Genomic DNA, 24962 nt, shown 5'->3' with positions numbered 1-24962 from the left:
GATGAAAGTAGCAGTATTACGATTTCCGGGAACAAACTGTGAGTTCGACACACAGTATGCATTTGAAAAACTCGGGCATACTACAGAACTGGTATGGCATGAGGAAGAGAGTCTTCCGACAGATATTGACCTTGTAGTCGTACCTGGCGGATTCTCTTATGGTGACTACCTCCGTTCAGGCTCCATTGCGCGTTTCTCTCCTGTAATGAAAGCTGTAGGCAGATATGCAGAAGATGGCGGCAGGGTATTGGGTATCTGTAACGGATTCCAGATCCTTACAGAAGCAGGCCTGCTTCCGGGAGCTTTGAAAAGAAACAACAACCTGCACTTCATCTCCAAGCATCAGACACTTCGTGTCGAAAACAATGACAATGCCTTTTTGAACCAGTGTGAAAAAGGTGAAGTACTCAACATTCCTATTGCCCATGCAGACGGAAACTACTATATCGATGATGAAGGACTGGAAAAAATGGAAGCGAACGGGCAGGTTCTGCTTCGCTACTCCGATACAGACGGCAACAGAGTTGTGGTCAACGGCTCAGTTACTTCTATTGCCGGTATCTGCAATGAGAAGAAAAATGTCTTTGGTCTTATGCCTCACCCCGAACGTGCACTTGAAGTGATCCTCGGAAGTGAAGACGGAATCAAAATGCTAAGGGGCTTTGAAGCCTGATGCACCATTTACGCACCTTCATTCTTTTCTGGGGCCTCTTACTGCTTACAGCATCATGGCTTCATGCCGAAGGTGACTTCAAATACAGCTATGTACCCAAAAAGGTCTATGAAAATCAGCTTTTCCCGGTAACCATTATTGATTCACGGGAAGAGAAGAGCAAACCGCACTACCAGTTCGATCCCTCAAACAGTGTCCGCCCTCTTTCAATGAAACCGCTGATCATTCGAAACGGTAACGATAACTTTTATACCTTCTACTACAAAGCTCATAAGAGAGATATTACTGTTCCCCGTATCACCATTGATGCTGACGGCAGAACGACCATTCTTGAACAACGCACTGTCCCTGTACAGAAACTCAAACAAAGAGAGGACTTTTGCGGTGTTCTGGCTGCTGACATGAAAGTGCGGAACCATCAAGTCTCCCACTATGACGAACAAAACTACCTTGTCACACTTTCCATAGAGGCGTTTGAAGCCAATTTGGAAGATATGCATCTCTCCGGAGTAGCGGAATCGGGTATAGAGGAGCTTGAAAGGGAGGGGGCGAAAGTCAAGGCAGAGTTCTATGTTGTTATTCCAACAACCCGTAAAAAACTGAAATTCACTTATTTCAATACCATAAAGCAACAGTATGTTTTCCTTGAGGTTCCTGTCGAACTGCTCGACAGTACTGTTGTTACACAGACAGAACTTAATCCCAAAGAGGACAGTTTTGACAAACTCAAGAAATATATCTTCCTGACACTGGTCGGATTTTTCTTTTTAATGTTCCTAGTCTATCGTGATTTCTTCTACCTCATACTTGGTGTAGTCTCTCTCATTACGCTTCTTACTTTCTATACACCTAAAAAGCATATCTGTGTCAAACAAGGTGCACCACTCTATATACTGCCCACAAAGACAAGCAGTATCAGTACAAAAATCGATAAAGAGCTGCATACACCACTGCTTGGAGAACGGTTGGAGTTTAGAAAGATAGAGTACAAGAACGGTATTATAGGATGGATAAAGAATGAAGATCTTTGCGAAAATTAGATTTGTCTGGAATGCTTTTGTTATTGCTGTCAATACAGGCCTGATCATGATACCCGCAATTATCCTTTTCCCAAAGTACAAGGGTGCTATTATGCATTACCTGAACAGGTTTACCCTCTTCTTAATGGGTGCGAAACTTGTTCAGGAAGGGGAAATGGATCCGGAAGCAGATATGTATGTGATGAATCATCAGGGTATCATCGATATTATCGGTATGGAAGCGTTGCAGAACAATCATCTCAGATGGGTAGCCAAAAAAGAGCTTTTTACCATACCCGTCTATGGACACCTGCTTCGTCATGGAGACATGATCTCTCTTGACAGGAGCAACAAAGCCGGTCTGATCAAACTGATGAAGGATGTCAAAGAGTCTCTGGAAAAAAAACATCGTGCTGTAGCTATCTTTCCGGAAGGGACAAGAGCAAAAGAGCAGCCCTTGCTTCCTTTCAAACAGGGGACGAGAATGATCGCAGAGAAACTTAACCTGAAAGTGCAGCCGGTCGTGATCACCGGAAGCAAATGGATAGTGAATGAACATGAGAAAACCGGTCACAGTGGTACGGTACACTACAAATTCCTGCCCACGATTACGGTGAACAAGGACAATAAAGAGTGGTTTGACGACCTTCACAGACAAATGCAGGAAGTAATAGACGATGAATACACTAACCATCATCGCAGTCGCTAGCGGCGGTGCGCTGGGCGCAACACTGCGTCTGCTCATTAACGGCTTTGTCAACAAGTATGTACCGCACACTCTGCCTTTTGGCACACTGACGGTCAACCTTCTTGGAAGCCTTATCATTGGTATGCTCTTTGCATACTTCCATTTCAATACCCACCTCTCCCCTCATCTGAAAACCTTTATGGTTACCGGTATTTTGGGAGCACTGACTACCTACTCTACCTTTGCCATAGAAAGCTTCTTCCTGTTGGAATCAGGACAATATGGACATGCCTTCGCCAATATGGCACTCAATCTTTTTGGTACCATACTTTTAGCCGGTATAGGATATATCATGGTACTGAACCTGGCAAAATAATACAAGGATATATATGTCAACACTGCAAAAAGAAGTTCAAAAACATATCAACAAACTGGTTCACCCCCTCAAAGATGAAGAGGAGTTAAAAGAAGCACTTAAGATAAAACTAACCAAAAAAGAGTTCAAGCTTCTTACTGCATGGGCAGAGAAAGAGGAACTCACTCTTCTGAAAGAGAAACTCAATCTTGATGAGGAACGCTACGCTGAACTCTCAACAAAACTCATAAAAAAGCTCAATCAGGAAAAGATCAAACAGGTACTCTGCATCTAGTCTGCTTAGTGTAGATATTCTGTTTCGCCCCCTATCAATATATATCGGTCCGATCCAATGAAGATGCTGTTTTGAACATCTTCTATATTGAGGATCAGGCCTATAAAGGCAAGGTAATTGTTACCATAAAACTCTGATACTCTTCTACTCTGTCAAGTCGTGGATTCATCCATGCATACTCTACTGCGATCTTCATCGGTGTATTCGTAATAGTAAAACCATAATCAATACCTATATTAATGGCATAATCAAGATCTTTTACATCCGGTTTCAGATCTCCGGTCCCTTCCCCGGTACCACCGCCTATGCCATTATACCTGTAGTCAAAACGATCATTGAAGTACATATATCCCACTTTTGCAACAATGGAAGGTGTTACACTTATAGAGCCTTCTGCTGAAAATGCATCATTTTCTATATCTTCAGTATCATCTGTCAATTGCATACCGATACCTGTGAACTCCACTTTATTCTTGAAAATATTTGTTATCGTCAGAACAACCTCTCTTTCTGCTATTTCACCTTCTACCTGCATATCTATACCAAATGTTTCTCTTTTGATACTGAGCGGTTCAGTTGGAGAGACAGTTTCTCCTCCGGATATGATAAAAGCACCTATCATGACATTGTAGTCACCTATAGGATATTCATATGCAACTCTTGCAAACGGCAATATATTATCACTCATTTTCAGGTCTCTATTGTCTTGTCCGGGGGTATAAATACCTGCTGTTATAAAAAAGTGGTCTCCATCTGTTAGAAAGTTGTCTCTGTCATAATAAGCCTGGATACCTGTAGCTGCTTTTGTACCGATCTTTGTTGACTGGTTTGCATTACTGTAGACCTTGTTATCAAAAGTCCGTAAAGGTTTGTATAGACCTGTATTATAAAACTCCATTCCCGAAAATGGCCCAAGCGTGGCTGTAGAGTAGAATGCTGCCCCCCAGTATCCCTCTTCAAGCTCTTGCGCATAGACAACTTTCCCTGAAATAGACCTGCCCTCTTCTTTTCTCCAGCCCAGATTCAATATTCCGCCAATATTACTGGTGAGCTGTCCTCCGGTATAAAATGTAGTCATACGTACCGGAGAGAGTTCACCGTCATTTGTATCGCCTTCCTTAATAAAACCATGACCATCTGGCTTATCCCATGTTTTTGTATATTTTGATTTGATCAGCAGTGACGGATGGATATCCATATCGGAAGTTTTTTTCATCTCTGAAACCTGACGGCTCATTGTCATTCCGGATGCGGCAAACTTTCTGCCAACCTTGTTGAGTCTTGGCATATGCTGTGTATGGCATCCTGCACACTCCATACCTGTCTGTGCCGTAAACATTGGCAGTGCTTCTGCACTCTCCGTTAACCCAAATACTGCAAACACTCCTGCAGCAGCGATATAATAACTGTTTTTTTTCATTCTCACTATTTTTTCCTCCCTCTGTTTTACATAGTATCGACCGACATACAATACCCCTCTCTGTGCCCACACTTATCTAACACAAGCTTTTTTTGCAAAGTGAGAAAAATCCCACTTTGACTGATGGGGCTCTACGACTAGGGTGCCGGTAGAATTGATACATTATAGTCCACACGCCCAAACCATGTATCAAGTCCAAGCCATATATCTCCGTCATTCTCGGATGCAGGTCCCATCGGTTCATTCTCTGACTGCTGTAACCAGACATTATAGATCGTTTTACCATCTGGTGAGGCAAAACTTTCTACTTCTTTTTCTTGAACTACAGTACCGGAAATGCTGCTGAGATTTTGTTCCTCTTCCCAGCTCTCTCCATTGTCTGCCGAACGTCTAAAGAACAGATCTGCTTCTATACCGTTTACAAGTGTTCCCCATGTGACGAAAAGAACATTCGGATTACTCTTGTCTGATTCCAGACCGGTAGCATCATAGCTGCCCTTCGGTGTGGTAAAGAATCTTGCATCCACAGTCGTAACATGCCCCTCTGTTACCTGTGTGATATTCTGAGGCCCCTGCCAAACACCATCGATGAAACGATGTGTATGGAAATTGCTCGGAAAATTCCCCTGACTTGTCTTTGTGTCATTCGGTGTATACTCAAATCCTACATAGATATTGCCTCCACGAAGGAATATACGAGGAGAAAATGTATTCTCTTCACCATTCTCATAGGTATTGTCATCAAGGTTCTCCGGACTCCAGTCGACAACATAGTCAGTCGGAAGTTCCGTTACCCGATAATTCTGTGCACTGACATTGGTTACCTCAAGCCCGTTAAGCGCTTCAAATGTATCATAGGTAAATCCGCGGTTTGTACGAACGAACATATCAGAGGATGCACCCTGGACTTCAAATGACTGTTTATACAGAATGGCAAAAGTGATATTTCCTTCACCCGCTGCATCACAGGAATCGATCTGTGTCCCGATAACAAGACGACGTGCATTCTCATAGATCATATGCTCCGGATCATCTTGCGCAGGTGCCTTGGTATTAATGATGTTGCCTGCACTTACAATAGGCATAGGTGTTGTGGCGATCGTAGAGATATTGCTCTCATCAAAAGCATCAATTGCATTAAAATCAAAACTCTCAAAATAGACAGACTTCCCTTCTGCTTCTATATCAGTAGGTATTTCGCCCTGATCCTGTTCACCTTCACCTGAGATCTTTATTGTAAGCGCTTTTGTCTCTTCATACCCAAATACGACAACATACTCGCCTCCCGCATTCGTTTTCAGTATTTTCAACGCCGATCTTGATGCACCGGTATCACCGTCAAGAACCGATACGGTATTTGTCAGCATATCAATATCATATGTCAAACAACGTGTTACTGTATCTCCACTGAGATTACCTTTTTCAGATGTTACGGTACCATAGGTATCACAGAAGTATTTGCAGTAGATCTTTTTGTCTGTGTCCTGACACTGCTCATTGTCTGTAATACGTACCGGATAATGGAAGTTATACGCAGATTTTGGTTTACCGTCTTCCAGTCCATCTTCTGCAGCAAAGTCTGCCATTTTGATAGAGGTGTACCAGATATCTGTACCCCGGTTGGTTGTTGCACCACTCCATCCATCGCCGGGACCGGCACCCTCACCCTGCTTCAGCCCAAGAACATCTTCCTGCCATGCAAGTGCAAATCCTGCAGGAGAACCTGCAACCCATATTTTATTTGAATCTCTTGTCCCCGAAGTAAGCTGCATTGGAGCATGCCACCTTATCTCTCCGCTTGTTTCATCGATAATCCCTCTTGCAGTCCAGACACAGGAGAATGGCACTTGGTAGACTCTTTTCCCGTTTGGTGCCACCACACCTTCATAATCTATATAGTTCTGAGGACCATTTACAGCAAAGGCATCATCCGGGTATCCATCTGTACTGTTTCCATCAAGATTGAAAGGATTTCCACTCGGACAGTATTTGTCATTCCATGCAACAAGTACATACTGACCACTTATCGCCATTGTCGGCTTTTGGGCATCTCCAGGGTATGCAATGGTTTGTCCATTCCAGACTACCTCTATACTGCTCTTGCCTGTAGTGTTGGAAACATTATAATCCTTCCATGTTTTACCATTGTCTCTTGAGATTGATGCAACAACTTTATCTACATTATCAGGATCACCTATATCTGCACTTCCGTCACCCATCTCATAGTCACTTCCCTCCACATGTTCCAAATAGGTCGCCAGTATCGGATGGTACCTGCTGGAAGTATTCGTTTCTCCTGCAGCATTCGTTTCATACATTACCATATCAAGTCGTTTAATAGTATTGTGTGATGTCTGAAGTTTTCGACTTGCTACATCATCAGTAGATGAAGAGACATTTTTCTTGAACGGTTTATCTGCTGCAAACTCATTTGCATCCGTACTTCCGTTCGCATCAACACTTGCAGGATCACAACCAAGAGCTGTTCCATCTATTGCACTGCCGGAGTCAACAGGAAGATCATCCGGGTTCAGGACTATAACACTTACCGATCTAGTGGCCGTCGTTATATTTCCTGCTGTATCCGCTACTCTATATATAACTGTATAGATCCCTACAGCACTCGTATTGACATCATTTGAGACTATCACGATCTCATCTGTGATATCTCCATCTATATCATCCCATGCGGTCACACCATCCAAAGGATCAAAGTTACTCCCCTGCAGGATGACAGTAGGCTCAGTATAGGAGATGATCGGTGGATTATTATCATCATAATCCCCTCCTCCGCCTCCGCCGCAATTGACCAATAACAACAACGATGTTACTAGTATACTTATAAGAAAACTGACTCTTTTCATACCTAATCTCCTCCCTTTACTTAAGAATTAATGTAAATATTTTTCACATTAAATCAGTATAACTAAACTGAAAAAACAATACATCACCCATTCGGGTGATAAAGTAAACTTATCTTTAAATTAATAAATAATGATATAATTTTAATAAGGTATAAACATATGGAAGAAAAAGAGAATACAATACAAAGTAAGATTATCGAGTTTCAGTCCTGCATTATCCAGGGAAGAGATATCAATGCCATGCTGCATAAAGACAGGGATTTTTATCTTAAAAGAACACAGGCTGATATCATTTCTCTATTTTTGAGGGAACAGAACAATGTCAAGATCGGCTATGTTATAGAAGCACACCACAGATACAAGCATTTACTGAAAGAGTATGTGTTTGACAAAAATAGTTTTTCCTGGAATGATTTTATAAAAAACTGCAAGAACCATTTTACATCAAACATGAAATATGCCCATACCAGTAGTCTTTATGAACTCTTTAAAGGATTGATCTCCAAAAAAAATGCAATTGAGCTTTCAAAAAAAGCTCAATTAAAAGATATCATTACCATGCCTATCTACGATTTTGACAATAAAACAGAGATAGCATTTATTTGTTTTATGTTCCAAAACAAAGTAGAAATCAAGATACCAAAACTAAAAGAAGTAAAAGAGCTTTTTGAAACACTGACCAGACCTCTTCATGACGAACATTATGGTATCTTCTATACCAAATGCAGACGAATCGATGAAGAGTTGAAACTGCTTACAGCACAGGAGAAACGTATTGTACGTAAAGTATTGTCCGGCAAATCCTATACTGAAATTGCGGAGATACTGAACCTCTCGATCAATACCGTTAAAACCCATATGAAAAGTATTTTCAGAAAATATCAGGTAAATTCAAAAATAGAACTCTACAACAAGCTCAATTCCTATTAGATATTGAGCAGAGTGTTTATGTATGTAAAGTAGAAACAAGTAACAGAGAGTGAAAGTAGAAAGTGCTTTACTTGTCATAGAACATCTCCTTGCGCTGTAGGTTTCTACCGCAGAGGAGATGCCTCTGCCATTATATTAGTGTCTGCCACCACCTCTGCTGCCGCCCATACTTCCCATGCTGCCCATATCGCTGCTTATGTCATTCATATTATTTCTGTATTGTTTTCGATACTGGTTTTTTTGCTGATATTCACCTTTATACTGATGAGGTTCATCCGGTTGATATCGATATTTATACTGAACATCATCTTTATATTCTGCAGACTGCTGAACTCTTGTCTGATATCTGTTTTCATCTGCACTCAGAGTGGTAACGGAAAAAAGTGCCACGGCTCCTGCCGCCAAAACTATTTTTTTCATGCTTGATCCTTTTTTTAGTATGATTGCTGTTTGCTGCAGTAGAAGTATATGAAAAGAGTGTGAAGTATCTATGAAGAGAAGGGGAAAATCATCTTCTGCCTCTTCCGCCACCGCTTCCTCGATAGCCCCCTGAGAAGTTGTTGTGTGAAGAACCGTCCTTGAATTTAAATTTAAACCTAGATCTATTGGTATAATTATAACTTTCTGATCTGTTTTTGTCTTTCTCTCCTATACCATTGGCCTCATAGTCGTCTCTAAAAACAAAACGTCTCTTTTTTTTAGATACACTTTTCTTTTCCGAAAATTCAGCAGGTATTTTTTCTTTCCCCAGTTCCCGAAGTACATCTCCCAATCCACTCTCGTGTGCATAAAGAGAGGTAGTGCCGAATATACAAAGGGAAACCAGTATACATTTATATTTCATAGCGCACTACCTTTCTAAATCTGTTTTTAAATTATAGTACAAAAGTATGAAAAAAGAGTGAAGTACTGTTTTCTATACCTGGTATGTTATAATAGAAAAATCGTCAAAATACGATCTGTTTAACATAGTTTCATACAGGAGTACCTATGAATATTTTGCTACTGGAAGATGACATCGGATTAGCTGATATCATATCCGAATATCTTCAAGACAATGACTTTGATGTGGATCTTGTCTATGACGGAGAAGAGGCACTTTCACTGAGCTATGAAAAACATTATGACCTCTATATCCTTGATGTCAATGTACCGATTCTCAAAGGATTTGAACTTTTACAGATGATGCGCAAGAACGGTGACAAGACACCCGCAATCTATATTACCTCTCTTAATGATATCGAAGATGTCAAAAAGGGCTTTGAAAGCGGTGCAGACGACTATATGAAAAAACCGTTTGAACTGACAGAACTTCTACTGCGTATCAGAAACATTCAAAAACGCTCATTTGCACAACAACGTTCATCGCGTATCCAGATAGACAAAGAGCTTTTTTTTGACATAGAGAATGAACTGCTCATCCGTGGAGAGGAAAAGATCTCCCTCCCTCCCAAAGAGTTAAAGGCACTAAAGTACTTTCTTCGGCATCCCAACAAGATCGTAACGTTCGAAGATCTTTACCGGACAATGTGGGAGTACCATGAAAGCGGCTCGTCTGATGCACTTAGAGCACATATCAAGAACTTACGAAAATATCTCAGTACCGATATGATACAAAATATAAGAGGTACCGGATACCGGTTCATACCCAAAGTCTCCTGAGAATGAAAGCAAGTACAAAAACCCTCATCTTTTTTATGGTGATCTATCTGGGCTCGATCGGAGCCCTTGGAAGTGTGATAGGATACCTCTACTACCACTCCGAGAAATATAAACTGGTCGAAAATTTACATATGCAGATGCGCTATAAAGCACGAGACATCAACAGTAAACTGGAGTATTACCATAATCTTGAAAGTGAAGAGTTTACTTTTTATGAAGAGGGGTACGGTATTGCCCTTTATGACAAGAATAAGGCATTAATTGCTTCAACCTTCGATGACAAAATCGATTTTTCACAGCTTTTCTACCATAAAGGACTGGACTATTATCTTGTAGAGAGTATCATCAAAGAGTATCTTAATGTGAAATATATCGTTATCAAAAAAACGTTACCCATAGAGAAACTTGACCAAATACTGGAACAGATATGGATCGTTGCCCTTTTTGGTTTTGTTTTCCTGTTATTTATTGCACTTCTACTCTCCAAGATCATGCTCTATCCTCTACGCCAGGCCATACAGACTCTCAAACAGTTCATCAAAGATACAGCACATGAAATGAATACACCCATCAGTACCATTTTAATGAGCCAGGAACATATGCCCAAAGAGAATCTTTCACCAAAACAACTGCGTGCACTCGACCGTATCGAGATCGCTACAAAAACCCTCTCCCAGCTCTACAACGATCTCACCTTTATCTCATTTCACACACATATCAATTATGAAGACACGAAAATAAACCTGAAAGATATCATTGAGGAACGTATCCGCTATATGGAAACCATGATACAGTTCAAAAAAATAGAGATTGAGTGTCATATGATACCAAAAGAGATCCTTATGGATAGAAGAAAGGTAGTTCTTCTGATTGATAATCTTCTCTCCAACGCCATCAAGTTTTCAAGACAAGGAGGATACATACGTATCGACCTGTGCTCGGAACAGCTTAGTATCCAGGATAACGGCATAGGTATTAAAGAAGATGAAAAGAAAAAGATCTTCAAGCGTTTTGAGTCGACCTCGACACAAACCGGAGGATTTGGTCTGGGGCTTGATATTGTGAGTCAGATATGCAGAGAGTATGGCATCAAAATAGAAGTTGACTCCGTTTTCTCAAAAGGAAGTACTTTTACACTTATATTTCCAAAGCAATCTCACAAATAGTCAATTTTATGAATATCAGGTATAGAATGTGTTATGATTTAAAAAAGGCTTAGAGAGGAGTTCGCAAATGAAAAAATGGATCATTATTATACCTCTTGTGACTGCAACATTGCTGACAGCAGGCTCAGGAAAAAGTATTTACAAAAAAGAGTGTGCTGCATGTCATGGCAGCAAAGGCGAAAAAAAAGCCTTGGGAGTCTCACACCCTTTACATGGTATGCCGGCCAAAAAGCTTATTGCTCTGACACACGACTATGCTTCCGGTAAAAAGAAGGGGCATCCACTTGCAAAAAGCGTGAAAAAGCGGTTTATCAAAAAATACAACGATAATGAGATCAAGAGCGTTGCGGACTATATAGGCAAACTGTAACATCCGACTCGCCTGTACCGGGAACCATTCAGTCGACCATCTTCCTGACTGCCTGTCCGGAAAAGAGTGGATCCGTATGCCCATGAGGAGATCATCAAAAAATATTTGTCACAACCCTTTCTTGCCAAAATATCTTTAGAGTATCAATAGTTTTATATTGTTTTAGAAACCTCTATTCAGTACATTGATAAAAAGCGTGCTCTTCCTTATAAACCTCTTATATACACTTCATTCCTTTTAAAGGCGATTTACCCTATCATAGAATAGTTATACCGTCTTAACTTAAGGGCACCTCTAATATAAAAGGATCGATCATGATTTCAAAAAGAAAAGCAAAAAAATACATCAAAAAACAGATCAAAAAACAGATGGAGAGTATGCTCAAAAAAGAGCTGAAGCAAGAGATAAAAAAAAATATCAAAGACTATAAAAAGAAAGAAAAAGAAGCCAAAAAGAACAAAAAGAACAAAAAGAGCTAAACTGACAGTTAAACAGTCGGTGAGAAGGGAAACAGCATGGATGGCCTGTCTCTTGTAATAATACTTAAAGTAACCGGCGGGCTGGGTATCTTTCTGTTGGGTATGATAATCATGACAGACGGACTGCGCTCTTTGGCAGGTGACAGGATGAGAAACCTGTTAATGCACTTTACCAGAAGTCCGATTTCAGGTGCTGCTACTGGTGCAGCTGTCACTGCGATACTGCAGTCCTCGAGTGCTACAACGGTTGCAGCGGTCGGCTTTGTCAGTGCAGGTCTCCTCGCCTTTCCTGAAGCACTGGGGATCATTTTCGGTGCAAATATAGGTACTACCATCACAGGCTGGATGGTCGTTCTTTTCGGCTTCAAACTCAACCTTGGCACTGCCGTTCTTCCCGTTATATTCATCGGTGCTGTACTTAAACTCTTTTTTAAGAAAAAGCTTGCTGCAACCGGTTATGCTCTGGCCGGATTTGGTCTTATTTTTATCGGGATCACTTTTTTACAGGAGGGGATGAGCGGTTTTGAAGGGATCATCACACCTGAAAACCTGCCTTCCCACTCTTTTACAGGCATACTAAAGTTAGTTGCGCTTGGGGTGATCACAACTGTGATCACCCAGTCTTCCAGTGCCGGAGTTGCCGCAACGCTGACCGCACTTTTTGCCAATACGATCAACTTTGAACAGGCTGCAGCACTTATCATAGGTATGGATATGGGAACCACAGTGACTGCACTTCTCGCTTCCATTGGCGGATCTGCAAATGCCAAAAGAACCAGTCTTTCACACGTTATCTATAATATTTTCACCGCAGTTATGGCTGTTTTTCTCATTACACCCTTTGTCCATCTGTGGGAGTACATTGCACCCGTGCCCATAGTTGCAGATGCCCAGATCGCACTGGTTGCTTTTCACACACTCTTCAATACGATAGGTGTACTGGTCATACTTCCCTTTACGCACAGATTTGCTATGATGATGGAGAAGATCATTCCCCCGGAAAAGCCGAAGTATACCATGAAACTGGATACAAAAATACTGGAAGAGGCCAATCTTGCATTGGAAGCTGTACGTATCTCCATACAGAATGAGTTCACTGCACTTTTAGAACATATCAACTTTATTCTGGGTGACTCCAAGAATGGGGCAAAAGCTGACTTGCGCATGCTCCAGGCAGCACTGAATGAGACACGGGAATATCTCGATGCTATCGACCTCAAACAGCAGGATGATGCAAAATGGAAAGAGCTTATCTCATTGATCCATATACTTGACCACCTGTTTCGTCTCTATGAACGCTGTGAGGAAGATGCCTACCGGGCAAGAGTCGTACAAAAATCTGCGGAGCTCCAAGAAGAACACGACCTTTTAATAGCAAACAATACAGAGGTCATCAGAGCATTAAACTCCAGGAACTTTTCAAAGGCAGAAAACGTTGCGAAAAAAAGTGAAGAACAGATCGGAAGAATAGTTGAACCGTACAGAAAAGAGATTGCCAGAAATATGGCGGAAGATAAGATCAGTATGCACATGGGCACTTCCAAGCTTGAAGCTGTCAGATGGCTTGTGCGTGTCAGCCATCATATTTCCAGAATTGCAAGCCATATGAAGGAAGCGGTGTTCCTGACCGCAAAATAAATCTGCCTACCTTACAGGTAGATCACCTCTTCAGGCTCAACAATATGTACTTTCAGACTTAAAGCATTCTCTATCACACTTCTCAAGATCACCTGTTTGTCCTTCTCTCCATGAATGAGATAGACTGTTTTCAGATCATCCATCCGGGAGATCCATTTAATAATGGCACTCTGGTCGGCATGGGCTGAAAAACCGTTGATCGTATGAACAGATGCCTTGATAAGAATATCTTCGTTATATATTTTTACCCATCTGGCACCATCTACAATATGTCTTCCAAGGGTCCCCTGTGCCTGATATCCTACAAAGATAACGGCATTTTTTCTGTTCCAGAGACGGTTCTTGAAGTGATGCAGGATACGCCCGCCGGTACACATACCGCTTCCGGCAATAATAATAGCACGCCTGTCGACATCATTGATCTTCTTTGATGCTTCCACATCCAGTGTATAGACCAGCGGCTCAAAATCGAACACTGTGCCCTTTTGTTCTTTGCCAACCTGACACCTTTCACTGAGAAGTTCCGAATATTTTTTGTAAACATCTGTTGCCCGTGTAGCCATAGGAGAGTCAAGAAATATCTGGCAATGAGGCAGCTCTTTTCTCTCATACATCTCTTTAAGAATACAGAGCAGCTCCTGGGTACGTTCCACAGCAAAGGAAGGTATAATAACATTCCCCCACTCATGAAGTGTATCGATGATCACCTGTTTGAACTCTCTCACCGTGGCTTCTGCACTTTGGTGGTCTCTGTCACCATAGGTCGATTCAACATAGAGATAATTGGTGTGGGTACATTTCTCCAGAGGCGGAAGTACCATATCATTGTCATTTCCTATATCTCCGGAGAAGACAATGGTCTGCCTTACATTGTTTTCCCTATAGTTGATCTCAATAAATGCCGACCCGAGAATATGTCCTGCATTATGATAAACCACATCCACCCCCTTTTGCGGTTCAAAGGCAGCACTGTATTCCGGATAGTGCCAGGCAAGACTGAAAGCATCTTCGACATCACTCTCTTCATACAGAGGGGCTCTTACCTCCTTCTCCTTTCCTCGTCGTAATGCTTTTCTATAGTTTGTCTTGAAATCTTCCTTCATAATCTTTGCACTGTCAAGCAGGATCACTTCAGCAAGATCCCTCGTCGCACTGGTAGCATAGATGGCACCGTTAAAGCCCTCTTTTACCAGTTTGGGAATACGTCCTATATGATCAAGGTGTGCGTGTGTCAGAAACAGATAATCGATATCAGAGGGATCAAAGTCGAATGGACCGTAGTTGCGTTCTTCCTCTTTTCCCTGAAACATACCGCAATCGATCAATATGTTCGGACCGCCATCAATGCTTAGCAGGTGACAGGAACCTGTCACTGTCTCTGCTGCACCGTAAGAAACTACTGTTGCCATCATTATCCTTCTTTCAATTATAATTTAGACCTTCCTGATACTATTGTACTCCTGTTTGTGTATATTCTTTGTTAAAACTATCTCTCTTCGCGAAACTCACATTCTCCACTGTTGTCATCACATGGAAATTCAATGTAGTGATACTCGCCAAACCTTTCAGAAACAACATCCCAGTTGATAAGTTCCCACCACTTCTCAAGATAGTCTGCTCTGGCATTTCTGTAGTCTATATAATAGGCATGTTCCCAGACATCACAGGTGAGCAGAGGAGTGTGTCCGTAAAGTATCGGGTTGTCGGCATTGGAGCGTGACTCTATGATCAAATGGTTCTCCCTGTTCACGCTCAGCCATACCCAGCCCGAACCGAACAGACCTGCAGCACTCTCAAGAAAACTCTTTTTGAATATTTCCATTGAACCAAAATCACGCTCTATCCACTCTTTAAGCATTCGAGAGGGTTCACTCTTCTGCATACTCATACCGCTAAAATAGAAATCATGGTTATAGACTTGTGAAGCATTGTTAAAGATCGCATCCCCAGACTTCTTAATGATCTCTTCAAGAGACATCTCTTCAAACGGGCTTCCCTCGATCAGGGCATTTAGTTTGGTTAGATATCCCTTATGGTGTCTGCCATAGTGATATTGTATGGTTTCTGCCGAAATATAAGGCTCAAGTGCATTCTCATCAAACGGCAACTCCATTAATACATGTTTCATAACTTCTCCTTTGTTCTACCCTCGGAAAGAGAGTAATAGTATTATATGGTTATCTTAAGGAGTCTGTATGGAATATGTGTGTACTGATGAATGCTCTCTTTGTGAGCAGAATATTTTCACTCTTCACCATGGATCAGGTCTTTGAACCACTTATCTTCATCCAGTTTTTCCCAGGGGTAGTGTGCATAACCTATCTGTCCTTTCGCCGCGACTTCTGCATATAGGAAACTATTCTCTCCCGGCTTGTCCAGTGTGAATTTGTCTGTGATCCATCTTGGTGTAAGAGGGAACTTCTCTGCGATCATTTGTGACAGATCCTCATCTTTGATCTGTGTAAGAGCAGTGTGCAGTGTATCAACCGTAACAGAGATCGGGCGTGGTTCAGCGATCACATAAGAGAGCTGTACCAGTGCTTTTCTTGCAAGTCCTGAAGCAACAATATGTTTTGCCAGCCATCTGGCAGCATAAAGTGCCGACCGGTCAACCTTGCTGTAATCCTTGGAGCTCTGTGATCCTCCGCCTACAGGGGCATACCCTCCATATGTGTCGCACACTGTTTTTCTTCCGGTCAGACCTGAGTCAGCTATGGGAGAATGCATGACGAATCTTCCTGTATTGTTGATATAGAATACTACAGAACTCTCGTCAAAATGTCCTCTCTTGAACTCCACCTCCTCTGCTATGATCTTTTTCACCAGAAGATGAACTTCCTGCGGTTGCGTGGAACTGCTGTGAGGTATCGCTACAATGATCTTTGCGATACGTTCTGGATGACAATTATCAAAATTTTCCTTGCTTCCATAGTCCATGACCACTTCTGTTTTTATGTCCACACCAAAGGTCTCGGGATGTTCCAAAGCATATTGGTACAGCACATCCCTGATCTGACGTGCATAGGAAAAAGCTGTGGGCATATAGTCATCACGCTCACTTGTTGCATAACCAAACATTATCCCCTGATCACCGGCACCTATCTCATTACCCTCCTTGACAACACCCATAGTGATATCAGGAGACTGCTTGCTGACATAAACCCCGATCTCTGTCTCCTCGGGGAAAAGTGTTTCTCCTCTTTGAAATCCCCTCTCAGGATATCCTATCTTTTTAAGGGCTTCTATGGCTGTCTTCTTATAAAATCCGGTATCTACGGATGCTATGGTCTTGACCTCTCCGCCTATAAAAATATGTTTTCCGCTGATAAATACTTCAGTTGCCACTCTGGCGTCCGGATCAAGCTGCAGGAGTCTGTCTACGATAGAATCTGCAATAATATCGGCACATTTATCCGGGTGTCCTGCAGATACGGATTCGGAAGCAAAAAGATACATGATAAACTCCTATTTTCTATTTATCTGGTTCTGTAATACATCATAACATAAGAGGTTATCTATCTGCAACCATTCGTTTCCTTTTTGTAGTATAATAGAAAAGCGGGCTCTCAAAGACAGAGCAAAAGGAGACAGAATGTCAGTAACAGCATGGTTAAGTATAAAGCTTAAAAGCGGTAAGGTCCTATGTCAGGCATGTTCCCAGGCCTGCACACTTGAAGAGGGCGAATATGGGATATGCGGGGTACGAAAAGTCGAAGATGGAGAACTTAAACTGCTTGTCTATGGACTTGCTGCCGCAGTTAACATCGACCCGGTAGAGAAAAAGCCGATGTTCCATTTTATGCCGGGAAGCACTGCCTTTTCTATAGGCACCGTAGGTTGCAACTTCTCTTGTCAATTTTGCCAGAATTTTTACATCTCCCAATATCCGAAAGAACACAACCAGAAAATACTCGGCAGTGAACTACTGCCGGACAAGATCGTAGAACTTGCTTTGGAGAACAAATGCCGATCAATCGCCTATACATACAATGAGCCGATCGTCTTTTTTGAATATACCTATGATACGGCAAAGCTTGCACATGAAAAAGGACTGAAGAACATCTACGTTACCAGCGGATTTGAAACACACAGAGCCATAGATCTGCTTGCACCCTATATTGACGGCATGAACATAGATATCAAAGGTTTTACAGAGGAGTTCTATGAAGAGATCTGCGGTGCCAGACTCAAACCGGTACTGGAGTGTGTCAAGTATGCACATGAGAAAGGGATATGGATCGAGATAACAACACTGCTGATCCCGGGCAAGAATGACTCAGAGGAAGAGGTCCGGAATATCGCAAAGTTCATTGCGAAACTTGATCCGGCAATCCCTTGGCATCTCTCCGGATTCTACCCTATGTATAAAATGCTGGATATCCCTCCCACTCCCGGCCAGACCCTTCGAAGAGCATATGATATAGGCATAGAAGAAGGACTGAAATATGTCTATGTAGGCAATATAGAGGATGAAGCGCATGAATCAACCTACTGTCCAAAATGCAATACGATGGTCATAAACAGAAGAGGGCATATCGGACAGTATGTCATTAATAAACTGGATGAGAGAGGAACCTGTTCCCATTGCGGCTATGTTCTTGAAGGAATATGGCGTTAAACTATACCGTTCTCTCTCCGAAAAAGCGCTTCATCTGCTCCATTGTGAAATATGAAACAGATTTTCATATCATATCTCTCCTCCAGAAAATCTTTGACGGTCTCATAGGCGATAGATGCTGCATCCGCTTTGGGACAGCCGTATACTCCTGTAGATATGGGCAGGAAATGCGATCTCCCTGTACATCAAACGGTCTTACTTTTCATACTCCATCCCCAGTTTAAGAAGATCAGTACAGATTGTATACTTTTCAAAGGCAATCTCTCCAATATCTTTGTGGGAGAACCCTCCATCATTGTAACAGACAACAGAACTTCTTTCTCCTGCGATCAATCCGTCAATAGCACTGGTAACAAAACGGTAAGCCATAAGTCTGTCATTTACAGTCGGATTTCCTCCACGCTGAGTGTGCCCCAGAACAACTTTTCTTGACTCCATACCTATCTCTTTTTCAAACCATTCCAGAATCATGTCACTCTTCTTCAATGCTTCGGAAACTACTGCGATAAAATAGCTTCTACCCTCCTTCATCTCTTTCATGAAGCGTTTTTTATAGTTATCCAGATTATAGGGGATCTCTGGGATAAGACACATTTCCACTCCACCTGTCAGTGCTGATACAAGGGCTAAATAACCACACTCTCTGCCCATTGTCTCTATCACAAATGCTCTACTGAAAGAAGATGCTGTATCACGTACAGCATCGATAGCATTTTTGATAATATTAAGTGCTGTATCAACCCCCAGACAATATTCGGTCCCGGCAATATCATTATCAATAGTAGCCGGTATGCCGCTGAAACAGATATTACTCTCCTGTATCAGTTTCTGCATACCTTTGAAAGAGCCGTCCCCTCCCAGTACTATGACGGAAGAAATATCATGGGAGTGGAGGTTGTCAATGGCCCTCAGTCTGTATGACTTTTCCATAAAACGTTCAGAACGGGATGAACGTATCACTGTGCCTCCTCGGGTAATGATTCCTGCAACATCACTGTATTTGGCCCGGACTATTTTATTATCTATAAGCCCTTCGAACCCATCATAGATAAAGTATGGCATAAACCCTTTTGCCTGCGTGTATTCGACAAAACGCTTCAATGCAGCATTCATACCGGAGACGTCACCGCCGGAACAGAGAATGGCTATTTTTTGCATACCTTTTCCTTTTTTTGGATCGTTCATTTAAAAATTATACCATTATCCCCCGATTATTACGTTAACATAAGAGTATCAAAAAGAAGGAGCGTATTTATGGCGATTGAAGAGGTTAAGAAACATTATACGATCACAGAAGAGGATAAGGCTTTTTTCTATTCTGATGCAGCCCGGGGTATCAGACTGCAGGTTGATTACCTTAAGGCCGAAACAAAAATGAAAGCTGAGGGGATCGAACACACTATCGTCGTCTTCGGCAGTGCCAGAATTCTCTCTACTGAAGAAGCCCAAAAATATCTGGACTTAGTAGATAAAGAGGATACTGAAGCCTATGCCAAAGCGATCAAAAAGCTTGAACAAAGCAGATACTATGAAGAAGCCCGGGAATTTGGAAAGTTGGTCGCACAGAGTGGGAAAGGGCCTCAAGACTGTACAGTAACGCTGATGACCGGTGGAGGACCCGGTATCATGGAAGCTGCCAACAGAGGTGCCTATGAGGTAGGAGGCAAATCCATCGGACTGAATATCACCCTGCCCTATGAACAGGACCCCAACTCCTATATTACACCGGAACTCTCTTTCTCTTTTTACTATTTTGGTATCAGAAAACTGCATTTCATGCAAAGAGCCAAAGCACTTGTGATCTTCCCCGGAGGGTTTGGTACACTCGATGAACTTTTTGATATACTTACCCTGATACAGACAAATAAAAGTCCCTATATACCTATTGTACTTATTTCAAAACAGTATTGGAACAGTATGATAAACTTTGATTTTATGGTGGAAGAAAGTGTGATCTCGGCAGAAGATGCAGCACTTCTATCTTATGCAGAAAGTGCAAAAGAAGCCTGGGAACACATACTTGCTTGGTATGAGAAAAGAGGAGAGCCCCTTTTCCCCTGAAAAACTCAGCTCATAGAGGTACGATCGCTCAGAGAGACCCTCTTTTTCTCATTCTCATCCTCTTTTTTTTCAGATTTTTCCCCATTATCTTTTTTTTCCACAGAGAGCTGTGAATTTTTTAGATTTTCATCGATCCTGGGAAGAACGTTACGCTTCTCCTGCTTGTGCGGCATCGCTGTTGCTGCTGTTTTTCCCTTTTGTTTTTTGGGAATACTCAGAAGCAGTTTCCCGTCTTTAAAAGTACTTTTAATACCGTTCTCATCAGCATCCTGCGGCAGGCTGGCACTTTGTTGGAACATCTGTACTGAGCGCGATGTGCTTATCATCCCATTTGTCTTGCTCTCATTCTCAGATACTATCTTTGCACTGATAGAAATAATACCGTTTTTTGTAGTAATATCAATATGGTTCTCTTTGCTTTCTGGAATATTGGTCAAAAGCTCATAATGATCACCTTTATCGGAAAACTGGTTTTCTCTTGCAAGCCTATAGGTACCCAACGGACTTACCAGTCTGCTTGAACGCTGATACATTCTCTCTTCCATCCGCTTGAACATCTCATCCATCCGGTGCTGCATCTGGATCATCTCTTTAAAAATATCATCTCCGAAAGGATCACTGAAAAAAGGATCGTTAAACGGGTCCTGTGCCTGGAGTGACACTGCTGCAACCAGCGGCAAAGCAAGTAGGGAAAGTTTTTTTCTTAACATGATTTGCTCCTTACAATTTGTTTCCTGACAAATTATAAAAAGTGAAGTTTAACAAAAGTTTAATATTTACAGACTAAGTAAAGTTAAGTTAAGTGACTAAACCCTTGAAACTTCAAGATCTTTCATAGAGAGCTGTTGAACACTTCTTTTTCCCATTACAGCCAGAAGGGACCGTATACCCTGAACCAGAGCATCATGGTAGTTCGCAATATGTCTCGACTTCTCAAGCACTAAAAACTTGCTTCTTTTTGCTTCATTCATCGTTGCAAGTCCAACGGGACAGTTACGACCACCGGCCCCAGAACACTGCCGTGCACGGATACAGCCTGCCGAGATCATAAAACCTCTTGCGATATTAATAAAATCCGCACCATAACAGAGCAGTTCCACCACATCATCGGCTGTCAATACTTTCTCTGCAGCGATCAGTCTTATCTCATCCCTTAAACCATATTCAGACAATACCTCGTTTGCAATGAGCAGGGCTTCACGTACAGGCAGTCCGATACGGCTCATCATCTCAAGCGGTGCAGTCGCACTTCCCCCATCTCCACCATCAATAGTGATAAACTCAGGCAGTCCTCTTCCGGCATCCTTTCTCTTTTTAAGCTCTTTGGCATACACTTCAAACCCCTCCCTGTCCGAAAGAACAATTTTAAAACCTACAGGTTTTCCGGAGAGTTGCTGAAGCTCTTCTATAAAATCAAAAAGCTCCGCTTCAGTTTCTGCATAGGGGAAACGGTTGGGACTAATGAGATCCCGATGCGCCTGAACTCCCCGGTAGTAAGCAATATCATCATTCACCTTGTTAGCCAGAAGTTTTCCTCCTGTCTGCTTTGCACCCTGAGCCAGTTTAACTTCGGTCATACGGCAAAAACGTATAACTTTCTGGTAACGTACAGCATCAAAACTGCCGTCGGCATCCTGGACTCCGTACAAACCGCTCCCTATCTGAAAGACGATATCCGGCAATCCCTTCGGTACTTCTATCGGGAAATGCTCCAGATCGCTTTCCCAATTGATACGAAAGTAGAGCAGTTGTTCATCATCGAAAATAAACGTTCCCCTATCCTTTTGCCGGACTACCATCTTACGGTAAATACGCTGTGCGATCTCTGCATTGGTCAGGGATCTAAGAATATGGTAGATACTTTTGGCAAACAATGTTCCTTTTTTAAATTCAAGATATTCCTTGTTACAGAATCTGCAATGAAGGGTGGTCAGAAAATTTGAGGTCAGACCCCCCTCTCCTGTATTGATAGGAAAATGTGCCATAGCCGCCCCTCTGGCAAAAGCACGGGTACCTTCCGGAGAGATGGCACCATCACTCATGGCTGAACGTCCTATAATGCTTCTGGTTACAAACGGATAACGGCAGTTTGATCCGAATGTGACACTAAAGTCCGTATCTACTTCATTAAGTTCATTGACAATATTGGCATGTCTGAAAAGTGTATGCTGATTTGCATAGGGTTTTGCCGGAGAGAAAGAGAGAGAAGGATCCTCTTTTTTAACCACCTTGTTGATCCATAGAAGTTTTTCAAATGAATCATAAAAGGTCTCATCTCCGAAATACTGGCGCATTGGATTACGCATCATATAAAAAAAATAGCGCAGACGGCCCACAAGCGGAAAATTTATAAGCAGCTGATTCTCTCGTTGAATAAAACGGTCGTAGAACGCAACACTGATCAGCACGACCGCTATCACCGCCATAAAGAGTTGAAACAGGATACTCCAGTCGACGGTAAAGCTGGAGAAGAATGCAAGCAGTTGTTCATTAGTCACCTTTACCCTCCCCGAAGACAAATCTGTCCAGGCTGTATTTTCCCGGACCGAAAGAGGCAAAAAGCATTAGAAAGATGAAGTAATACAGCGGGATCTCAATGCCATTGTCCGCAGCGGGAAACCCGTGTTTCCAATGTACAAAAAAGATTGCTCCCATCATTACAAATGAAAGAAGTATCGAGATATATCGGGTAAAGAGTCCCAATGTCAGACATATAATTCCTAACATCTCAATATAGGAGACCATCATTCCCATCAGTGACGCGAACGGTATACCGATACTTTCGAACCATTTGACAGTACCCTGCATATCCTGCATTTTCAACAAAGCGGGGTAGGTAAATCCATAGGCCACAGCAATTCTGGCAAAGAATAGGACCAGATGTTTTGGATAGGAGACCAACACACTGTATTCTGCCAAAAAATCCCTCATAGCGTCTCCTGTTACACAAACTTTACATAAGGTTAGTATATACTTATGGTGTGTACTCTTTATGTAAAGGATCGATCATGAAAAAGCTTCTCTTTCTCTTGTTGCTCTCTCCCCTGTTCCTGTTAGCACAGAGTAATCAGAAGATCATGCTGCAGGTACTCGGTTCAGGCGGACCGGAAATGAATGATAAACGTGCATCATCGTCCTATCTGATATGGATTGACGGGAAAAGTCGTATTCTGATCGATTTCGGCAGTGGTGCATCATTGCGCTTTGAAGAGAGTGATGCAAATATAGAAGAGCTTGATATGATCCTGCTTACTCATCTGCATATTGACCATACTGCGGACCTTCCAGCACTCCTAAAAGCAGGTTTTTTCACCAATATAAAAAAAGTACTCCCTCTCTACGGTCCCTACGGGAACAGCACCATGCCCGATACCAAAACATTCATCCGCAGACTCTTTGAAGACCATAAAGGAGCCTGGCAGTACATGGGAGACCATCTTGGCGGAAAAGCAGATCTTCAACTCAGTGCCCATAATGTAGAGTATTCACGGGAAGTCCAGACACTTTTAGCCGAGAACAACATCAGTGTAGAAGCCGTAAGCGTACATCATGGAATGATCCCGGCGATCGCATACCGTGTAAACATCGGTAATAAAAGCCTTACATTTTCAGGTGACATGAATGGAGAGTTCCATACACTTGAAAAACTGGCCAAAGGTACCGATATCCTCATCATGCACAATGCCGTTCCGCAAACTGCGACCGGTACAGCCGCTTTGCTTCACATGACACCTCAAACTATTGGAGAGATCGCACAGAAAGCACAGCCCGGAACAGTCATACTTTCACACAGAATGTCAAGAACGCTGGACAAGGAACTGGAGACGATCTCTGAAATACGTAAAAGTTACAAGGGGAAAGTGAAGTTCGCAGATGACGGAAGTACATTTCTTCTTCTATAAATCTTACAGTGCTTTAAAACGGCACTCCCCCAAAGTAACAGTTTTGCCTTTTTTTATCTCAGAAAAGATATATACGAACGTCCCCTCTGCATCCGTTTCAGGCATCTCCTTCATGATAATCCTGAGCACCTCGCTCTTCGTTGTCGGCACCCAGCGTTTTTCATAGGTATACTGGGTATTGCAGACTGCTTTTTCTTTAGACAAGCCCCATCTCCGCAAAGATCGGCTCTACTTCCAGCCACCAGTTCTCAAGTTTCAAAATCACTTCACTGACAGCATTATCCTCTTCCTTCCACTCTTTGATCTTTTCAATGATAAGAGGCTTATTTTCCGGTGCAATATGCTCAGCCTCTTCAATCTTTTCTATAATTTTTTCTATTTTTTCTTTCATCATTTGATTCCTTTTTTTATTTATGGGCACCTCTAATAACCCCATACGCCCATAATGGGTTTTGCAGATGTGAGATTTTGCAAGAGGCTTTCAAGTCCTAGCCAAAGCTAAGACGATGGAAGCATCTTGTGAAAGATCGCGTCTGCAAAGCCCACCCTTTGGGCAATGCCGGCTTTGCCCTATGCGGCGTTACACTTTTTCGACTTAGCTACGGCTAGGTCTGTAAAGTGTGCCTTGCCTAGAACAAAGCCGGCAATGTTATGAGCATATGGGGTTATTAGAGGTGCCCTTATCTCTATTCTATTTCAATCTTTTGAAATTGTCAACTCTTATAAGAGAATTCATCTGCCTTGCTCAAAACAATGTATCTGTTATAATATATTAAATCTATACCTTTCAAAACAAAGCTGCAGCCAAGTGCCATAAAAGAA

Annotated in this window: 27 protein-coding genes; 14 read left to right on the top strand and 13 right to left on the bottom strand. The window is 42.1% G+C overall.

Translation table 11 applies throughout. From position 1 onward, the window contains the following. Position 1: 1 nt before the first annotated feature. The 5 genes from purQ to IMZ28_RS05165 are packed head-to-tail and all read left to right on the top strand — an operon-like array spanning position 2 to position 3030. A complete protein-coding gene (gene purQ / locus IMZ28_RS05185; RefSeq protein ID WP_197549677.1) occupies positions 2-673 on the top strand; it encodes a phosphoribosylformylglycinamidine synthase subunit PurQ in 672 nt (223 codons plus the stop codon). Next, a complete protein-coding gene (locus tag IMZ28_RS05180) occupies positions 673-1713 on the top strand; it encodes a hypothetical protein (protein ID WP_197549676.1) in 1041 nt (346 codons plus the stop codon). Before purQ ends, IMZ28_RS05180 begins: the two co-directional genes overlap by 1 nt. Next, positions 1691-2401 (top strand): lysophospholipid acyltransferase family protein, encoded by a 711-nt coding sequence (locus tag IMZ28_RS05175; RefSeq protein WP_197549675.1) that lies wholly within the window; start codon positions 1691-1693, stop codon positions 2399-2401. The genes IMZ28_RS05180 and IMZ28_RS05175 overlap by 23 nt, the downstream gene beginning before the upstream one ends. Continuing rightward, positions 2370-2756, top strand: a complete 387-nt coding sequence (gene crcB / locus IMZ28_RS05170) for a fluoride efflux transporter CrcB (RefSeq protein ID WP_197549674.1) — start codon at positions 2370-2372, stop codon at positions 2754-2756. The genes IMZ28_RS05175 and crcB overlap by 32 nt, the downstream gene beginning before the upstream one ends. A 13-nt stretch (positions 2757-2769) precedes the next feature. Beyond that, complete coding sequence (locus IMZ28_RS05165) at positions 2770-3030, top strand: hypothetical protein (protein WP_197549673.1); 261 nt, start codon at positions 2770-2772, stop codon at positions 3028-3030. A gap of 100 nt (positions 3031-3130) precedes the next feature. Here the strand turns inward: IMZ28_RS05165 and IMZ28_RS05160 are convergent, their stop codons facing one another. After that, on the bottom strand, positions 3131-4450 hold the full coding sequence (locus IMZ28_RS05160; protein ID WP_197549672.1) for a hypothetical protein: 1320 nt from the start codon (positions 4448-4450) through the stop codon (positions 3131-3133). Positions 4451-4587: 137 nt separating this feature from the next. Then, positions 4588-7314, bottom strand: a complete 2727-nt coding sequence (locus tag IMZ28_RS05155) for a choice-of-anchor O protein (RefSeq protein ID WP_197549671.1) — start codon at positions 7312-7314, stop codon at positions 4588-4590. A 159-nt stretch (positions 7315-7473) separates the two neighbouring features. Here IMZ28_RS05155 and IMZ28_RS05150 point away from each other — a divergent pair, with 159 nt between their 5' ends. Beyond that, positions 7474-8244, top strand: coding sequence for a response regulator transcription factor (locus IMZ28_RS05150; RefSeq protein WP_197549670.1), 771 nt, complete (start codon positions 7474-7476; stop codon positions 8242-8244). A gap of 135 nt (positions 8245-8379) precedes the next feature. On the opposite strand, the gene IMZ28_RS05145 is transcribed toward IMZ28_RS05150, so the two are convergent. Then, a complete protein-coding gene (locus IMZ28_RS05145) occupies positions 8380-8664 on the bottom strand; it encodes a hypothetical protein (RefSeq protein WP_197549669.1) in 285 nt (94 codons plus the stop codon). Positions 8665-8752: 88 nt separating this feature from the next. Further along, positions 8753-9088, bottom strand: coding sequence for a hypothetical protein (locus tag IMZ28_RS05140; RefSeq protein WP_197549668.1), 336 nt, complete (start codon positions 9086-9088; stop codon positions 8753-8755). A 146-nt stretch (positions 9089-9234) separates the two neighbouring features. Between IMZ28_RS05140 and IMZ28_RS05135 the strand changes: the two genes are divergently transcribed. The 5 genes from IMZ28_RS05135 to IMZ28_RS05115 all read left to right on the top strand — a co-directional run bounded on the left by IMZ28_RS05135 (position 9235) and on the right by IMZ28_RS05115 (position 13559). After that, entirely contained in the window at positions 9235-9906 is a 672-nt protein-coding gene (locus IMZ28_RS05135; protein ID WP_197549667.1) for a response regulator transcription factor, read from the top strand. A gap of 2 nt (positions 9907-9908) precedes the next feature. Beyond that, entirely contained in the window at positions 9909-11072 is a 1164-nt protein-coding gene (locus IMZ28_RS05130) for a sensor histidine kinase (protein ID WP_197549666.1), read from the top strand. A 67-nt stretch (positions 11073-11139) separates the two neighbouring features. Continuing rightward, on the top strand, positions 11140-11442 hold the full coding sequence (locus IMZ28_RS05125; protein WP_197549665.1) for a c-type cytochrome: 303 nt from the start codon (positions 11140-11142) through the stop codon (positions 11440-11442). A 314-nt stretch (positions 11443-11756) separates the two neighbouring features. Further along, positions 11757-11921, top strand: coding sequence for a hypothetical protein (locus IMZ28_RS05120; RefSeq protein ID WP_197549664.1), 165 nt, complete (start codon positions 11757-11759; stop codon positions 11919-11921). A gap of 36 nt (positions 11922-11957) precedes the next feature. Next, positions 11958-13559, top strand: coding sequence for a Na/Pi cotransporter family protein (locus IMZ28_RS05115; RefSeq protein WP_197549663.1), 1602 nt, complete (start codon positions 11958-11960; stop codon positions 13557-13559). Between the two features lie 11 nt (positions 13560-13570). Here the strand turns inward: IMZ28_RS05115 and IMZ28_RS05110 are convergent, their stop codons facing one another. The 3 genes from IMZ28_RS05110 to metK all read right to left on the bottom strand — a co-directional run bounded on the left by IMZ28_RS05110 (position 13571) and on the right by metK (position 17015). Continuing rightward, positions 13571-14968, bottom strand: coding sequence for an MBL fold metallo-hydrolase (locus IMZ28_RS05110; protein ID WP_197549662.1), 1398 nt, complete (start codon positions 14966-14968; stop codon positions 13571-13573). A gap of 77 nt (positions 14969-15045) precedes the next feature. Then, complete coding sequence (locus IMZ28_RS05105; RefSeq protein ID WP_197549661.1) at positions 15046-15687, bottom strand: superoxide dismutase; 642 nt, start codon at positions 15685-15687, stop codon at positions 15046-15048. A gap of 116 nt (positions 15688-15803) precedes the next feature. After that, positions 15804-17015, bottom strand: a complete 1212-nt coding sequence (gene metK, locus IMZ28_RS05100) for a methionine adenosyltransferase (protein WP_197549660.1) — start codon at positions 17013-17015, stop codon at positions 15804-15806. A gap of 136 nt (positions 17016-17151) precedes the next feature. Between metK and amrS the strand changes: the two genes are divergently transcribed. Beyond that, a complete protein-coding gene (gene amrS / locus IMZ28_RS05095; RefSeq protein ID WP_197549659.1) occupies positions 17152-18177 on the top strand; it encodes an AmmeMemoRadiSam system radical SAM enzyme in 1026 nt (341 codons plus the stop codon). 195 nt (positions 18178-18372) lie between these two features. Here amrS and IMZ28_RS05090 read toward each other — a convergent pair whose 3' ends face one another. Further along, entirely contained in the window at positions 18373-19335 is a 963-nt protein-coding gene (locus IMZ28_RS05090) for a 6-phosphofructokinase (protein ID WP_197549802.1), read from the bottom strand. A 96-nt stretch (positions 19336-19431) separates the two neighbouring features. On the opposite strand from IMZ28_RS05090, the gene IMZ28_RS05085 reads away from it, so the two are divergent. Then, the gene (locus IMZ28_RS05085; protein ID WP_197549658.1) at positions 19432-20238 is read left to right on the top strand and encodes an LOG family protein; all 807 of its coding nucleotides are present in this window, start codon (positions 19432-19434) and stop codon (positions 20236-20238) included. Between the two features lie 5 nt (positions 20239-20243). On the opposite strand, the gene IMZ28_RS05080 is transcribed toward IMZ28_RS05085, so the two are convergent. From IMZ28_RS05080 to IMZ28_RS05070, 3 genes are all read right to left on the bottom strand, one after another. Beyond that, positions 20244-20948, bottom strand: a complete 705-nt coding sequence (locus tag IMZ28_RS05080) for an Hsp20/alpha crystallin family protein (protein WP_197549657.1) — start codon at positions 20946-20948, stop codon at positions 20244-20246. A 96-nt stretch (positions 20949-21044) separates the two neighbouring features. Further along, positions 21045-22736, bottom strand: a complete 1692-nt coding sequence (locus IMZ28_RS05075; protein WP_232087520.1) for an FMN-binding glutamate synthase family protein — start codon at positions 22734-22736, stop codon at positions 21045-21047. Continuing rightward, complete coding sequence (locus IMZ28_RS05070) at positions 22729-23169, bottom strand: DoxX family protein (protein ID WP_197549656.1); 441 nt, start codon at positions 23167-23169, stop codon at positions 22729-22731. Before IMZ28_RS05070 ends, IMZ28_RS05075 begins: the two co-directional genes overlap by 8 nt. A gap of 77 nt (positions 23170-23246) precedes the next feature. Here IMZ28_RS05070 and IMZ28_RS05065 point away from each other — a divergent pair, with 77 nt between their 5' ends. Further along, positions 23247-24140, top strand: a complete 894-nt coding sequence (locus tag IMZ28_RS05065) for an MBL fold metallo-hydrolase (protein ID WP_197549655.1) — start codon at positions 23247-23249, stop codon at positions 24138-24140. 3 nt (positions 24141-24143) lie between these two features. Here IMZ28_RS05065 and IMZ28_RS05060 read toward each other — a convergent pair whose 3' ends face one another. Together IMZ28_RS05060 and IMZ28_RS05055 are read right to left on the bottom strand one after the other, a co-directional pair. Beyond that, positions 24144-24344: a hypothetical protein gene (locus IMZ28_RS05060; protein WP_197549654.1), complete on the bottom strand. Its 201-nt coding sequence runs from the start codon at positions 24342-24344 to the stop codon at positions 24144-24146. Next, positions 24337-24534, bottom strand: a complete 198-nt coding sequence (locus tag IMZ28_RS05055; RefSeq protein ID WP_232087519.1) for a hypothetical protein — start codon at positions 24532-24534, stop codon at positions 24337-24339. The genes IMZ28_RS05060 and IMZ28_RS05055 overlap by 8 nt, the downstream gene beginning before the upstream one ends. Between the last annotated feature and the right edge of the window lie 428 nt (positions 24535-24962).

Origin of the sequence: Sulfurovum indicum (genome assembly GCF_014931715.1) — a bacterium.
GTDB classification, from domain to species: Bacteria; Campylobacterota; Campylobacteria; order Campylobacterales; family Sulfurovaceae; genus Sulfurovum; species Sulfurovum indicum.
Note: the sequence above shows the minus strand (reverse complement) of the source record. Positions and strands in the feature narration are given on the sequence as shown.

Excerpts from the sequence above, each read along its gene's own strand:
- purQ (WP_197549677.1), top strand. The coding sequence starts at position 2 with ATGAAAGTAGCAGTATTACGATTTCCGGGAACAAACTGTGAGTTCGAC.
- IMZ28_RS05180 (WP_197549676.1), top strand. The coding sequence starts at position 673 with ATGCACCATTTACGCACCTTCATTCTTTTCTGGGGCCTCTTACTGCTT.
- IMZ28_RS05175 (WP_197549675.1), top strand. The coding sequence starts at position 1,691 with ATGAAGATCTTTGCGAAAATTAGATTTGTCTGGAATGCTTTTGTTATT.
- crcB (WP_197549674.1), top strand. The coding sequence starts at position 2,370 with ATGAATACACTAACCATCATCGCAGTCGCTAGCGGCGGTGCGCTGGGC.
- IMZ28_RS05165 (WP_197549673.1), top strand. The coding sequence starts at position 2,770 with ATGTCAACACTGCAAAAAGAAGTTCAAAAACATATCAACAAACTGGTT.
- IMZ28_RS05160 (WP_197549672.1), bottom strand. The coding sequence starts at position 4,450 with ATGAAAAAAAACAGTTATTATATCGCTGCTGCAGGAGTGTTTGCAGTA.
- IMZ28_RS05155 (WP_197549671.1), bottom strand. The coding sequence starts at position 7,314 with ATGAAAAGAGTCAGTTTTCTTATAAGTATACTAGTAACATCGTTGTTG.
- IMZ28_RS05150 (WP_197549670.1), top strand. The coding sequence starts at position 7,474 with ATGGAAGAAAAAGAGAATACAATACAAAGTAAGATTATCGAGTTTCAG.
- IMZ28_RS05145 (WP_197549669.1), bottom strand. The coding sequence starts at position 8,664 with ATGAAAAAAATAGTTTTGGCGGCAGGAGCCGTGGCACTTTTTTCCGTT.
- IMZ28_RS05140 (WP_197549668.1), bottom strand. The coding sequence starts at position 9,088 with ATGAAATATAAATGTATACTGGTTTCCCTTTGTATATTCGGCACTACC.
- IMZ28_RS05135 (WP_197549667.1), top strand. The coding sequence starts at position 9,235 with ATGAATATTTTGCTACTGGAAGATGACATCGGATTAGCTGATATCATA.
- IMZ28_RS05130 (WP_197549666.1), top strand. The coding sequence starts at position 9,909 with ATGAAAGCAAGTACAAAAACCCTCATCTTTTTTATGGTGATCTATCTG.
- IMZ28_RS05125 (WP_197549665.1), top strand. The coding sequence starts at position 11,140 with ATGAAAAAATGGATCATTATTATACCTCTTGTGACTGCAACATTGCTG.
- IMZ28_RS05120 (WP_197549664.1), top strand. The coding sequence starts at position 11,757 with ATGATTTCAAAAAGAAAAGCAAAAAAATACATCAAAAAACAGATCAAA.
- IMZ28_RS05115 (WP_197549663.1), top strand. The coding sequence starts at position 11,958 with ATGGATGGCCTGTCTCTTGTAATAATACTTAAAGTAACCGGCGGGCTG.
- IMZ28_RS05110 (WP_197549662.1), bottom strand. The coding sequence starts at position 14,968 with ATGGCAACAGTAGTTTCTTACGGTGCAGCAGAGACAGTGACAGGTTCC.
- IMZ28_RS05105 (WP_197549661.1), bottom strand. The coding sequence starts at position 15,687 with ATGAAACATGTATTAATGGAGTTGCCGTTTGATGAGAATGCACTTGAG.
- metK (WP_197549660.1), bottom strand. The coding sequence starts at position 17,015 with ATGTATCTTTTTGCTTCCGAATCCGTATCTGCAGGACACCCGGATAAA.
- amrS (WP_197549659.1), top strand. The coding sequence starts at position 17,152 with ATGTCAGTAACAGCATGGTTAAGTATAAAGCTTAAAAGCGGTAAGGTC.
- IMZ28_RS05090 (WP_197549802.1), bottom strand. The coding sequence starts at position 19,335 with ATGCAAAAAATAGCCATTCTCTGTTCCGGCGGTGACGTCTCCGGTATG.
- IMZ28_RS05085 (WP_197549658.1), top strand. The coding sequence starts at position 19,432 with ATGGCGATTGAAGAGGTTAAGAAACATTATACGATCACAGAAGAGGAT.
- IMZ28_RS05080 (WP_197549657.1), bottom strand. The coding sequence starts at position 20,948 with ATGTTAAGAAAAAAACTTTCCCTACTTGCTTTGCCGCTGGTTGCAGCA.
- IMZ28_RS05070 (WP_197549656.1), bottom strand. The coding sequence starts at position 23,169 with ATGAGGGATTTTTTGGCAGAATACAGTGTGTTGGTCTCCTATCCAAAA.
- IMZ28_RS05065 (WP_197549655.1), top strand. The coding sequence starts at position 23,247 with ATGAAAAAGCTTCTCTTTCTCTTGTTGCTCTCTCCCCTGTTCCTGTTA.
- IMZ28_RS05055 (WP_232087519.1), bottom strand. The coding sequence starts at position 24,534 with ATGATGAAAGAAAAAATAGAAAAAATTATAGAAAAGATTGAAGAGGCT.